Origin of the sequence: Indolivaga alginatilytica, from assembly GCF_003201355.1 — a bacterium.
Lineage (GTDB): Bacteria > Bacteroidota > Bacteroidia > Bacteroidales > Dysgonomonadaceae > Dysgonomonas_A > Dysgonomonas_A alginatilytica.
Window position 1 is genome coordinate 1 of sequence record NZ_QICL01000042.1, and the last position, 12,862, is coordinate 12,862.

A 12,862-nucleotide genomic window follows, 5' to 3' on the forward strand; every position below is an offset into this window, starting at 1 on the left:
AAACCCGTACACACCTCAATAAGGAATTAATACACTTTCCCGAAGGAGTGAATAGCCGGACAGAAGCTATACAACATAGAATAGAGAATGCGGATGTTAAAAGAAAAATATCCAAAGATCAGGTGCGTGCCATTCGTATTATGCTCTCAGGTACACATGAAGATATGAAAGAAATCGAAGAGTCAGGAAACCTTGATAACTGGTGTACTGATAATATCGATTGGTTAAAACAAACCTACGGAGAAAAGAACCTAGTATCTGCCATTTTACATATGGATGAGAAGACACCTCATATTCATGCAACCGTTGTACCTATAGTAACTGGTGAAAGAAGAAAGGTAAAGGACAGTAAGAAGCAAGAGATAAGCTTTGGTAAGAAAGAGTATAAGAAGAAAAGTAAAGATACCTCCCGATTGTGTGCCGATGATGTGATGGCAAGGAATAAACTTAAAGAATATCAGAACTCGTATGCGGAATGGATGAAACCTTACGGATTGGATAGAGGCATTGATGGGTCGAAGGCGAAGCATACAGAAACGTATGAATATTACAGGAATATATTTTTACAAACCGAAACCATAAAAGAGGAGATAGGTTCGTTGCAGCAGGAGAAAGAACAGGAACGGCAAGCCGTCAAGCTTTTACAGCAAAAAGAAGCACAAGAGCAACTTCGCTTGTCTGCCCTGCAAGAACAGGCTGACAAAAAGCAGAGTGAACTGAAGGAAAACCAAAAGCTAGTTCAAGAAGCTAAAACCGAAGTAAAAATGTTGGGTGTGGAAAAATCTTTGAAGAAAACAGCTAAAAATATTTCGGATGGTATAGGATCATTGATGGGAAACCGCAAAGCCAAGAAGCTCGAAGCAGAAAACAATGAGCTAAGACAGGAAATTGAAACCTTACAGGAAGAGAAAGAAGCTGTCAGCAAACAGGCAAAAAAAGACATTGCCGAAAAAGACAGGTCTATTCTTGAAAAGGACAGCACCAGCAATATTCTAAGGAGTAAACTGGATAAGCTGTTCGACTGTATACCTGCATTAAAAGAATATGATTTTATATTGCGAGTGTGTGAGACCATTCAATTGCCTTATCATATAGCCAAGCAAGCGTTTTCGGGTAAAGATGCCTTTTATACAGGTAAATTATTCTCTCCCGAACACGGTCAGCACTTTGAGGCTGATAATGCCAAAATAACGATTGATAAAAGCCCAAAAGACAATACTCCATTTCTGGCTATTGAAGGAAAAGAGTATAGCGGTTGGTTCAGGGAGCAGAAACAGAAATTCTTTGAGTATCTAGGCATAAAGGTGAATCAACCTAGGAATGGACAGCGGCAGAGAAGATAAATAAGACATCTCTTTTTATTTACAAGTGTTGAACAGGGGATCAAATTATGATCCCCTGTCTTTTTTGATGGGCAGAATCAATAAACCGCATTCCTTATTGTCCGTATTGAGCCGAATAAGACAGTTGTTTACTACCCAGCCTTGAAGAACCGCATCACAGGAGTATGTATTATTGCAATATTCTATACAATGAGTGATATCCACTACATCGTCTAAGAACAGGTACACACCTTCACACATATTATTGCCATCGAACAGGCAGACTAATGTGGACGAGTCAAACCTAATTTCGAGACTGGTCTCTTTCTTGTCTTTATAGGAATAGAGTATTTCGTATTGTTCCCGACTGAGGAATACGGATTTAACTGTTTGTAAAGACGCATTTATAGCTAAACGCCCTAACGTGATTTGTTCTGAATAGGCTTTGTATTTGTCTTGATGTATGTTTTCCATAGTGCTTTATATTTATTCGATGGACAAAGGAAGAGCAGTAACATGCAATAATCTATTAAATAGGATAATATAATATTGGAAATGAATGTGATATTATTTATCTTTTTGTGTTAAAATATTATACGGAAAAATAAAAAATTACTCGGATTTAATTTCTATTTTTGTATTAATGAAATCATATACAAAGAAATAAATAATGGAGGCAGCAGTTAAGAAAAGCAATCATGGTGCTAACGTGAGACGTTGGAGAGAATGGCGTAACATCAATCAGGATGTTCTTGCCGAACAGATAGGTGTGTCACAGGCGACTTTATCGGGTTATGAGAAGAAGGATAAGATAGAGCAGGAGATATTGGAGAGGATTGCGAAGGCGCTGGATATCCCCGTGGAGGCTATTACTGAGCTTGAACAGGGTACTGCTATAAATATATTTTCAGGTACATTTACTGATTTTAAAGATAATGCAGCCATCTTAAACTCATATCCAACATTTAACCCTATTGATAAAGTTGTAGAGCTTTACGAAGAAAAGACTGCTCTTTATGAAAGGATGTTGAAAGAGAAGGAGGAGACGATTCTTTTGTTGCACGAGGTGTTGAAGGAGAGGAAGTAAGGGATTTGGTTTACATACTAAAATTCAAAACGCCTAATCCTAAGATTGTAATTTTGAAACAAACTAATTATGAGTGAAATAATTGACAAAAGTAGCTTGCTAGCAATTACAGATGAGGCGATTAAACTTACAAAAGAATGCTCTTCCATTCAATGGAATGATAAATTTCCTGATTGCATCATCCAAATGTCGAAAGAACTAATTCAGTTTAGAGATGATATTGATAAGGAATTGATCAGTGAGTATTATTATGCTCTTTTTTCAGATATCCTTACGAAGTATAATTCAGGCACTCAACAATTTATCGAAAACATCAATAAAGGCATTGATAGAAGCGATTTTACACCATGGGAAACATTTGATTATACAGAAAAGTTAGTTAGAGTTCGTTATCTTTTCTCTTATTTGGGCTACTTCAACTCTAACATAGTTATTGTGGGAGCGAATGGTAGCGGAAAAACTATCCTAGCAAATACGCTCAAAGAAATTATCACATCAAAATCAGGTGTTGTCATTCCGGCTCAAAAAATTATGATAGTACCATCCTACAATGGACTTTTAGGTTCAAATACTACAAAAAAGAATCTAGAAGAGCTACAAAAAAAAGCAAGGGATAGCAAAGTAACCTTTGATGTAAGCAAAGAGGACTCAGTTCCATATACGTATATGCAAGATTTTGGGCGGGATTTTAAGATAGTATTAGACAATTTGTTGTCTGAGAATAATGAAATGATTCACAAACGAGATGCTCAGAACAAATCGGGTCAGAAAGCAGATTATTCTATAAAGAGTAACCTTGAAAAAGCTATCGAAATTTGGGAGTCTCTAATAAAACATCGTAAGATAACATGTGAAAATGGCTATAAATTACAATTATCAGGTGATGGAATAAGTAATTATTCTCTTTATAATATGAGTGATGGAGAAAAAGTTATTTTATACAATATTGCCCATGTAATACAGGCTCCTGCAAATAGTATTGTAGTTGTTGATGAGCCTGAAATGTATTTACATAAAACGGTAACCGCTCAGCTATGGAACAAGCTGGAAGATATTAGAGTTGACTGTTTGTTTATTTATTTAACACACGATTTAGAATTTGCTTCTTGCAGGGTAAATGCAAAAAAGGCATGGATTAAATCATTTAAATATGACATTCTGGCAAGGCACATTTGGGAAATAGAGCATCTTCCTGAATCTAAAATTCCTGACGAATTATTATTAAAATTGCTTGGAAGTAGAAAAAAAATTCTTTTTTGTGAAGGTACAGATGTTAGGAGTCTAGACAAGCAAGTTTTTGAAATAATATTTCCTAATCTAACAGTCTGCACAGTGAATACACGTAAAGATGTTATCAACTGATACACAATCATTTAATATAATACCTAATCTTCACTCTAAGGCTATTGGAATAATCGATACAGATCACAGAGTACCATCCCAATTATCATCATTAAAGGACAAGGGTGTATATTCATTACCATATGCTGAAATTGAAAATTTATTTTTAGATGAAGATTTCTTGAAATTATTCGCAGCAAAATACGATCATGAAGAAAAATTAGTAGAGGCAATAAAACAAGAGATAATAAATACTTTAGAATTACAAAAAGAACTTCAAATTTCAAATTATATTACATCAAAGGTCAATCATTATTTCTCAGAATCACATGTTAATAAAGCCAATACAAAGGATGAAATTATCCAAAATTTTAAAGAATTCAAATCAAAAATAAATATTGATACTTGGTATGAAGAACGAAATGCTGAATTAGATAAAATCATAAGAATAAAAGACTATACTAATGCAATAAAAGTATTTAACAACAAAGGCTTGTCAACGATTGCAAATAAACATTTTAAGATTTCAAATTTCAGAGAAAGGGCATTGTATTTCCTAAAGCACAATTATGAAGTTCAAAATGCTATCCTTAAAAGTTTCCCAATAGACATTAACGCCATAAATGTCTAACCAAAACAAAATAAAAGCATTAAAAGAGAGTGTATCCTAGTAAGCTTTTTTTTTCTATAAAATCGCCCCCAGATTCCACGCCTGAATATGCTTTATGCCCTCATTAGAAGGCAGAGAAATATCATCCAGAGAAACAACAAACTTTTCATAATTATCCTGTATAGCTTCCAATGGTGCATATTCACGTTTGGCGGTTTGTTCGTCAGCCATTAGATACGTACTTTGAAGATAAATGACACGATCCCCTTTTTTAGCAACGAAATCAACCTCTTTATCTCTCATTGCACCAACATATACCTCATATCCTGCTCTGCGAAGCTCCAGATAAATAAGGTTCTCTAATTTATAACCTATACCATAGCCAAATCCGGGATACAGATAATTCTTGAAAGACAAGTCATTAATGTAATATTTGCAGTTCCCCGAAATGGTATCCTTTCCTCTAATGTCATATCGTTCGACCTTATGAACCAGAAATGTATCTTCTATGAAACCGATGTAATTAGAAAGTGTATCATAAGTCGTCTTTCGTTTATTACTTTTAAAGAAATTAACGATATTGGTTATTGATACCAGATTAGCAGCGTTGTTTACCAAATAGACAAAAATATCTTCCAATAATTTGGGATCTTTGATATTATGGCGTTGTATAATGTCTCGTAAAAGTACAGTGTCTTTGATTGCGGATATATAATTACGTTTAGTCTCAACATTAGGCAAAACAAACAACTCTGGCAAAGCCCCACTTTCCATATAATCAATATAGCTTTGCTTTGAAACAGTTGCATTCGTTATACCTACATATTCATTGAAGCTGAACGGTAATATTTCAAAATTCACATATCGCCCTGATAATAAAGTTGCCAGTTCTCCCGATAACATCTTAGAGTTAGACCCGCTTATAAATATTTCATAACTGTCTACATAATCCTGTGAATGAGAATTGACAAAATGTTCCCATCCCTCTACATTTTGAATCTCGTCAATGAAAAGATATACCTTCCCCGAAGGTTGTAACTTATCTTTATATAGATTGAGCAAAGTCCTGAGATCTTTATAATTTCCGATAAAATCAAAATCCGTGAATTCTTTATTGATATAGAAAATATTTTTCGGATTAACTCCTTCACTAATGAGTCTATGTGCTATTTGGCGAAGGATATAGCTTTTTCCTGCACGGCGTTGCCCAACCAGTACCTTGATTAACTTATTTCCGGTATAATCAAAAATCTTATCGGTGTAATCCTTACGTGTAAATCCCAATTCAGGAACATTTCCGTTCCAGAAGTTATATTTTTCTAAAGATGCAAATTTATCGTCCATGACTGAATTTATTTCTTCAAATGTACAAATATTCTTTCACACTCGAATATATTGCAACGTATTAAAACAAAATTATATTCTATATAATAGATTATTTTACCTTATTCAAGCCATTTCTCAACGCTTTAAGCCTATTGGCAGCCTGAAAATTATCGACCTTGATATAACGCATAAATGCAGCAAGGCTTTTGTGTCCCGATATTTTCATTAGCTCTTCGGCAGGGAATCCCGAGAGGTACATATTTGTACAAAACGAACGGCGACACGTATGAGAAGATATTAATTGCCATTTTTCATAAATATTACTTACACGAGTATTCCCTTTTTTACGGACAATTTCTACTTTTTGCTTCAATTTAGCTTTCTGCCCTATTTCTTTGACCCGTTCATTAAATTTATAACTGCTTATCTGAGGGAGTTCGTAATTGTATTTTTTGAGAATATCAGGTACATAGTCAATCATTGGAATAATAACGGCTTTATGTACCTTGCGTTGCTTAAGGCTGATTACTTCCATATTCAAATCAATATGATCAGATGTGAGAGTGGAAAGATCACTATATCGAAGCCCTGTGTAACATCCAACAATAAATACATCCCGTATTTCTTCCAATTCTTTATCTTCTCTTAAATCTAAATTATATATGATTCCTAGTTCTTTTTCATTTAAAGCAATAGCATCTGTTTCTTCCTCTACGACTTTGAACACTTTTAGATCAACTGGCGGAATTACTTTTTTTGCAACTTGATAGTTCACAAAGCCTTTTAGCAATCGAATAACCTTTCCTGCCGAGTTGGTTAATAATCCCACTGCTCCATCACGTTTTACGGCTTTATTAGAAAGATAGTCCATAAACTCATTATAGAACTTCATATTCAGGTTACGAAATGTAACAGGCTGTGAGGAGTATTCTTTGAAATTAGTCAAATGTTTCCTTAAAGTCTTGTAGTCTTTGACTTGATCTATAGATACCATAGGTGTTTTTTCTACAATATACTTTTCAAGTAAGTCAAACATGTTGATTCTAGCTTGTTTTTGTTCGTACTCTCGCTCTACAGCCAATTCCTTAAGTATAAAATCTATAGTGGGGTCTAGATCATTCTCATTAGCAAATGCTAAAATATTTGAAAGACGCATATATATCTTATTCAAGACTACTTCTATTTCGTCATACTCGGGACAAACCCTTTTCACGCACTTCTTTTTATCATCCCAATGCTCATATTTTATAGAGAATCCAGTTGATATTAAAGTCCGCTTTGTCCGATCATAGTTATAACGAACATAAAGTGGAGTCAAACCTGATTTTGAATCATAGTCTTTCTTAACATAACCATATAAAGTTCTTACATCGTTCATGAAATCAGGATGATGCGTCGGGCGAAGTCGAGTAAATAAAGGCTTGCAGATATGAGAAGAAAACTGATCACAAAAAACGAATAAAAGCACTATTGCAATTAAAACAGGTAACCATTCCTTCCATTTTTTCTTATAAACAAGGGAGATCAAAAAGAAGAGGATTATAGGAATCCATATGATTGAACCTGAAAATAGCCACATAACATTATCCCAAAAGCTTGTATGGGAGCTATTGATCAGGAAAAACAAATCACGTTCGTATGGTAATATTTTTTTGAGCATCACTTTCTTAAGTAAAATATTCGCTCAAAAATAGTAGTCAATTTCGTAGACATTTTGAATTTTACGCTACCTGCTGTATTATTTCCAGATTCAAAATTCCTACAGAATTCAGCCGGTATATTTGATACCGATTAAAGAGTTGTCTTTTAATTTTTCAAATAAAGTCAAGCGTGGAATTAATGAGTAGAATAGGCTTTTTCTCTTTGTTATTGATGTTAACGGCTTTACCGGTAAACGGGCAGCAGAAAGATCTCAGCTATTTTATTCAGGCTGCTTTATCAAATAGCCCGCTGCTTAAAGAGGCTCACAGCCAGCAGGAGATAAGCACACTGGATAGCCTGCTGATAAAAAGTGCCAACCTGCCTCAATTAAATTTTGCGAGCGTCAATAGCCATGCTCCTGTTATATCAGGTTATGGATACGATGAAGTTGTAACCAACGGATCGGATATAGCTGCTACGGTAATTCTTAGCAAAACCATATTAGGTGGTAAAAATATGAAGACGCAATTCCAGTCGGTTCATATCGAGAAGGAAAGACTTAAAAATGCGGCGAAGATATCCTCGAAAGATTTGGAACGAACAGTTATCGATCAGTATCTGCTGACTTACGGAAATCAGCAGGATTTAGACCTCTACCGAGAAATAAACGAAATATCAACTAAGGAAGAAAAAGCATTAAAAAAGCTGACAGAAAAGAATGTTTATAAACAAACCGATTATTTGTCTTTTTTGGTTAACTACCAAGAGCAGATAATAAAAATAAAACAACTTGAAATGGTTTACCAAACAAACTTCGGCATTCTTAATTACCTCTGTGGTATTCATATGGCAGAAGTCGAAGGATTGGCAGAACCGGTTTTATTCCTTAAAGAAATTTCTAATAATGAAGAGTCGGTTTTCTTCAAACAGTTTGAAATAGACAGCTTAAAATTAATCAACGATAAAGCTACAATAGATATGGCTTATCGTCCTAAAATTGATGTATTTGTAGATGCCGGTTACCGCTCGTCTTTAGCGTTTCAACCCCAGAAGAATTTCGGAGCAAGTTTTGGATTCTCGGTTATTGTCCTTCTTTATGATGGAAAACAAAAGAATTTAAATTACCGTAAAATAGCGATTCTGGAAAATAACAGAGTGCTGTTGCATTTCATATAAAATAAGAAAAGACGGAGAGATTCCGCAATTGGGTAATGAAGAAGGTAGCCAGGCACGACATAACGGAAGTGCTGGTATTGCCTTTGCAGAAGGCAATGCTGAACTGATAAACTAACTTTCAGGGGGATCGAATTCGATCCACTAAAAGGCAACAAGCACAAAGAATATCAACATTTTCAACTAATTTTACAGGATAAATTCTAAACCCATCGAAAATGAGGAGTTTAGGAAAAATTTAAGAAGTATGGCAAAAATAAAAGTACAGGAAACCGAGGTAACCATAATTACCAATGATGAAAACGATTACATTTCATTGACTGATATGATAAAAGCCAAAGAGGGAGAATTCTTTATTTCCAGCTGGCTGAGGAACAGAAATACAATAGAATTTCTTGGTATTTGGGAAAAGGTAAACAACCCAACTTTTAATTGTGCCGAATTCGACACAATTAAAAGTTATGCCGGACTAAATAGTTTTCGCCTGAGTGCTAAAGAGTGGGCGGAAAGAACCAATGCGATTGGTATTATCTCTAAGGCGGGTCGTTATGGCGGAACATATGCACACAAAGATGTAGCTTTCGAGTTTGCCATGTGGATAAGTCCTGAGTTTAAGGTGTATCTGATCCGTGAGTTTCAAAATCTCAAAGAGCGAGAACAGGATCAACTCGGTTGGTCGGCGAAGAGGGAACTATCAAAGATAAATTACCATATCCATACCGATGCGGTTAAGCACAACCTTATCCCCGATGAGCTGACACCACAACAAATATCCATCGTATATGCCAATGAAGCTGACGTACTGAACGTAGCATTGTTTGGTATAACTGCCAAACAGTGGCGGGATGCAAACCCCGATTTGAAAGGCAATATCCGGGACTACGCAACTATCAACGAACTTATATGCCTCTCCAATATGGAGAATATCAATGCCGTTTTTATCAATGAGGATATGATTCAAAAAGATAGATTACTCAAATTAAATCAGATAGCCATTCAACAGATGAGGATATTGCAGGAGGTGGAGAGTCGCAAATTACTGAAATAAAATTGTGTTTTTTGAGAAAAAAGTAAATAATGTAAAATACAAAACAGGCTTCGGGAAAAGACCCGGAGCCTGTTTTCATTTGTCAGAAGTAGAGTTACGTAAAAAAACAGTACTCAACTAATTGTTTTTATCTACCCCGAGATTCAGCTGTTATCGTCATCATCTTCGGGTTTCTTCCCTTTATTCTTGCCGGTATTCTTCCGGTATTCATCCTCCATCCTTTCCCGAAAGAGCTTACGCATCCTATCCAAAAAAGTGGTGGGGTTTTCCCGGATGGTCAGATTATACCACGCTCGCTCGGAAGTGGAAGACAGATCGATATTGAATACGGATTCAAAATATGCCACCAGTTTGTTTATACTGATCTGTCCGTTATTCAATGACCGGGCACAATAAAGCTCATAGATTAGTTCCAGCAAATCGATCTTTTTGCTTGTCCAAGTCACTTTTGTTTTAGGCAGGGCATACAGCTCGTCTTGGTTTGGCTCTTGTTGGAGACTCCAAATCTTTTCCTTGAGGTAATCCTCCAGCAGTTCGTTCGCCCGTATCTTGGCCACCTGAAAATCAGCGACAGTCGAAAACGACGGGTCACGCTCGTCGCAGAACGATTCGAGGTGCATTCCGATACAGGGTTTGCGGCGTAGAAAATAAAGGTGATCCAGATGGGTACCGCCTGAGCGGTAGTAACAGTAGAAACTTGCCGTCTTGTCGAAGTAGTCACGGATGCGGGACAGCTCTTTTTCCAAATAGGTGATCTGACCCGCATGTCCTCCCGCCGGGCGGCTAAGTTCGATGCTGTACTTCTTGCGGTAAAAGATCAGGTGACAGGCCAGTTCGGGTTTGTACTTTTTGAAGAACAGGATTTCCTGCGACCCATCCTCAAAGCTGTAAGCCTTCATAAATGTTTTCAGACGTACGAAAGATTCTTCCAGACACAGGACTCCGTCATGCATTTTCTTCAATACATCTCCCTCTTGTTTTTCGATACGGCAAAGCTTTGCCTGCACTTCCTGTTGAAGTGATTTCACAAATTGTTTCATAAATACTGTTTTTATGAGTTTTTAATTATACCTCCTTGAAAGCTGTCATTTGGGATGAACATTGCTATCGGGCGGCACGTTAATTCATGGGCAGGTATTTATTCCTATTCAATTTGAGCTTTGTTGTTTGGTCTGCTTTTAATTTGATTGTTTAGTTGTGTCCCTTTTTAAATCGCTCTGCTTTTGTTGTCCGGTAAAGCAAAGTGCAGGTTGATGCTTTAACCAAAAGCACTCGTGGCTGTAAGGCAAAGAATCGTTAATACGGTCATTGCTGTCACTGCAATGCCGAGAGCTATTATTACGATCAGTGCTTTGATTGGGAGTAAATTATATTTGTTCATATTATTGATTGGTTGGTTTTTAATGGTCTTTATTTTTGGTTAATATATTCATCAGATGATGCCCGGGTTCGTCACCAATCCGGGCAGATCGGGAGGATGGCATTTTACAAGTGCCGAAAAAAACAGCTCCCGGCTCTATCTGAATCTCTTTGACCAAAGCATTGCCTTGATAAGTGGAGTTGGCGTGCAGTAGCAGCAGTTCTGTTACCTGCACATTGCCCGTCAGACTTCCCGATACTTCTATCTCCGCACAGTTTATATCGCCTGTAACGATTCCCTTTTGTCCTACGACAATCTTTGCCGAACAACTGATATTGCCGGTTATTATTCCGTCAATGCGTATATTGTCATTGCCGTTCAGATTGCCTTCGATAATTACACTCGCTGAAAAACAGCTATATTCAACCATCGTAGAGTTGTTTTTCCTTTTAGCTATGTTCCACATTATTTATTTCTTATTTATTCTTTGTTTTTAAGTATTCTTCAATCAGTGTGAGTTCCGTATCTTTTAAAAGCACGTTCTTATTCTTATCCAGCAGGTAAAGCGAAGGAATGGCTTTAAGGTCGTACAAACGTTTGTTCTGTACCGCAAGCTCTTTATCATAGCCGTTGATCCAATCTTTTGGAATATCGATCAGGTGCTTTTTCCATATCGCTATATCGGCATCAGGGTAAAAAGAGAGTATCGTAAGTGTTTTGCTTTGTATAAGTTGGCTGAGTATGGGCGATGCTTTTATCCCTGCAATCGTTTCTTCACAGGCATGACAGTCGGGATTGTAGAATAAGAGCAGGCTATAGTCACTCTTGACTTGATGAAGTGTCCCTGTTTTTCCCGATGCGAGTGTGTAACTGAAATCGGTTGCCTGTTCTCCGATACGGTTTTTCAGCATCATCACCAATTGGAATTTGCACGCTCTTTCTCCGCTTCATCGCTTATACTGTCGTTTATGATATATCGGACAACGGGTATATAGAAGTCATCGTTACGCAGAGGAGAGTTCGGTTCATACAGGTATTTTTTGAACAGGTCACAGAAGTAAGGGTACATCGTTCCTGTTTGTTCTTCTTTGGCTTTGTTGAGCAATGTGTTGATAGAGGTATCTGCGATTTCTTTTTGGGTATGCGGTAATATTTCGATGTAGTTGGCAAATGCCTGTTCGGTTACTTCGGGCAGATGTGTATAGCTTGTATCTGAAAAATTGAAGTTGTCCCAGTAATGGTTTACGAGATACTCAGCCCTGTCTTTAGGCTGTTTAAGGCTGTCGGGTATGGATACCATCACAAACCCGGGTGTCTGATTTTGGGTAGATACTTTTGCATCTTTGCTACCTAATGGTTTGCTGTTACAGGTCATAAAACAAAAAATAATGAAGAGGGTAAAGGTTACGGGATAGATTATCCAGACCAATACAGAGGGGAGGTTTATGTTATGTTTCATTCTTATTGTTATCTGTTAAGGGTGGTGTTAACACTCAGAGCGTCTATCAGCTTTCGACATACGGGACAGTTCAGTCGGTAATACTCTGCCCCGGCGATGTAATCCATACACAGAGTAAATGATTTTGTGCTATTTGCCTCAGTCCTGTATTGTCTGTCGGGACGGATTTCATTTATCAGGTAATGCGACGAAAGCATAATCAGAAATGCCGCCGCATAAGCTAATCGTTTCTTTATTTTTGCAAGTTCCATGTTTGATAGTATTATAAGTTTTTCTTCAAAATGCTAGTTGTTTTTAAACGCAAAGGACGCAAAGACGCAAAGTCTTTTTTAAGCTCCCTCTCATTACTTTCTTTCAGTTGGGGGATTGACGTTGATTGTTGATTGATCATTATTCACTGATTAGTCGCTCCATTTCAACCTCCCATACTCTTCATTCAAAAAAGAGAAGCGTTCCTGCCGAATATAGGTAGTAAGTCCTGAATGTGCCTTTATT

14 protein-coding genes are annotated in these 12,862 nt (G+C 36.8%); 6 read left to right on the top strand and 8 right to left on the bottom strand.

The genetic code is table 11. The features are described from left to right. A partial coding sequence (gene mobV / locus CLV62_RS19715) for a MobV family relaxase (protein WP_110312493.1) occupies positions 1 to 1,343 on the top strand: 1,343 nt, incomplete at its 5' end. Positions 1,344 to 1,388: 45 nt separating this feature from the next. Here the strand turns inward: mobV and CLV62_RS19720 are convergent. Next, positions 1,389 to 1,796: a hypothetical protein gene (locus CLV62_RS19720; protein ID WP_110312494.1), complete on the bottom strand. Its 408-nt coding sequence runs from the start codon at positions 1,794 to 1,796 to the stop codon at positions 1,389 to 1,391. A gap of 196 nt (positions 1,797 to 1,992) precedes the next feature. Between CLV62_RS19720 and CLV62_RS19725 the strand changes: the two genes are divergently transcribed. The 3 genes from CLV62_RS19725 to CLV62_RS19735 all read left to right on the top strand — a co-directional run bounded on the left by CLV62_RS19725 (position 1,993) and on the right by CLV62_RS19735 (position 4,381). Continuing rightward, a complete protein-coding gene (locus tag CLV62_RS19725; RefSeq protein WP_185144279.1) occupies positions 1,993 to 2,409 on the top strand; it encodes a helix-turn-helix domain-containing protein in 417 nt (138 codons plus the stop codon). 69 nt (positions 2,410 to 2,478) lie between these two features. Further along, positions 2,479 to 3,771 carry an OLD family protein gene (locus CLV62_RS19730; protein WP_110312496.1) on the top strand — a complete coding sequence of 431 codons (1,293 nt, stop codon included), beginning with the start codon at positions 2,479 to 2,481 and terminating at the stop codon, positions 3,769 to 3,771. Continuing rightward, complete coding sequence (locus tag CLV62_RS19735) at positions 3,758 to 4,381, top strand: DUF4435 domain-containing protein (protein WP_110312497.1); 624 nt, start codon at positions 3,758 to 3,760, stop codon at positions 4,379 to 4,381. Before CLV62_RS19730 ends, CLV62_RS19735 begins: the two co-directional genes overlap by 14 nt. A 54-nt stretch (positions 4,382 to 4,435) precedes the next feature. Here the strand turns inward: CLV62_RS19735 and CLV62_RS19740 are convergent, their stop codons facing one another. Both CLV62_RS19740 and CLV62_RS19745 read right to left on the bottom strand, forming a co-directional pair. Then, positions 4,436 to 5,704, bottom strand: a complete 1,269-nt coding sequence (locus CLV62_RS19740) for an ATP-binding protein (protein ID WP_110312498.1) — start codon at positions 5,702 to 5,704, stop codon at positions 4,436 to 4,438. 91 nt (positions 5,705 to 5,795) lie between these two features. After that, positions 5,796 to 7,064: a site-specific integrase gene (locus CLV62_RS19745; RefSeq protein ID WP_110312517.1), complete on the bottom strand. Its 1,269-nt coding sequence runs from the start codon at positions 7,062 to 7,064 to the stop codon at positions 5,796 to 5,798. A 461-nt stretch (positions 7,065 to 7,525) separates the two neighbouring features. Between CLV62_RS19745 and CLV62_RS19750 the strand changes: the two genes are divergently transcribed. Together CLV62_RS19750 and CLV62_RS19755 are read left to right on the top strand one after the other, a co-directional pair. Beyond that, complete coding sequence (locus tag CLV62_RS19750) at positions 7,526 to 8,503, top strand: TolC family protein (RefSeq protein ID WP_110312499.1); 978 nt, start codon at positions 7,526 to 7,528, stop codon at positions 8,501 to 8,503. A 244-nt stretch (positions 8,504 to 8,747) separates the two neighbouring features. Beyond that, complete coding sequence (locus CLV62_RS19755; RefSeq protein WP_110312500.1) at positions 8,748 to 9,548, top strand: KilA-N domain-containing protein; 801 nt, start codon at positions 8,748 to 8,750, stop codon at positions 9,546 to 9,548. 143 nt (positions 9,549 to 9,691) lie between these two features. On the opposite strand, the gene CLV62_RS19760 is transcribed toward CLV62_RS19755, so the two are convergent. The 5 genes from CLV62_RS19760 to CLV62_RS21590 all read right to left on the bottom strand — a co-directional run bounded on the left by CLV62_RS19760 (position 9,692) and on the right by CLV62_RS21590 (position 12,618). Further along, complete coding sequence (locus CLV62_RS19760; protein WP_110312501.1) at positions 9,692 to 10,588, bottom strand: RteC domain-containing protein; 897 nt, start codon at positions 10,586 to 10,588, stop codon at positions 9,692 to 9,694. A gap of 360 nt (positions 10,589 to 10,948) precedes the next feature. Further along, on the bottom strand, positions 10,949 to 11,374 hold the full coding sequence (locus tag CLV62_RS19765; protein WP_110312502.1) for a bactofilin family protein: 426 nt from the start codon (positions 11,372 to 11,374) through the stop codon (positions 10,949 to 10,951). A 10-nt stretch (positions 11,375 to 11,384) separates the two neighbouring features. Continuing rightward, entirely contained in the window at positions 11,385 to 11,822 is a 438-nt protein-coding gene (locus CLV62_RS22100) for a thioredoxin family protein (RefSeq protein ID WP_245904144.1), read from the bottom strand. Further along, on the bottom strand, positions 11,822 to 12,367 hold the full coding sequence (locus CLV62_RS22105) for a DUF5106 domain-containing protein (RefSeq protein ID WP_245904145.1): 546 nt from the start codon (positions 12,365 to 12,367) through the stop codon (positions 11,822 to 11,824). The genes CLV62_RS22100 and CLV62_RS22105 overlap by 1 nt, the downstream gene beginning before the upstream one ends. Before the next feature lie 8 nt (positions 12,368 to 12,375). Beyond that, the gene (locus CLV62_RS21590) at positions 12,376 to 12,618 is read right to left on the bottom strand and encodes a hypothetical protein (RefSeq protein ID WP_146212804.1); all 243 of its coding nucleotides are present in this window, start codon (positions 12,616 to 12,618) and stop codon (positions 12,376 to 12,378) included. Between the last annotated feature and the right edge of the window lie 244 nt (positions 12,619 to 12,862).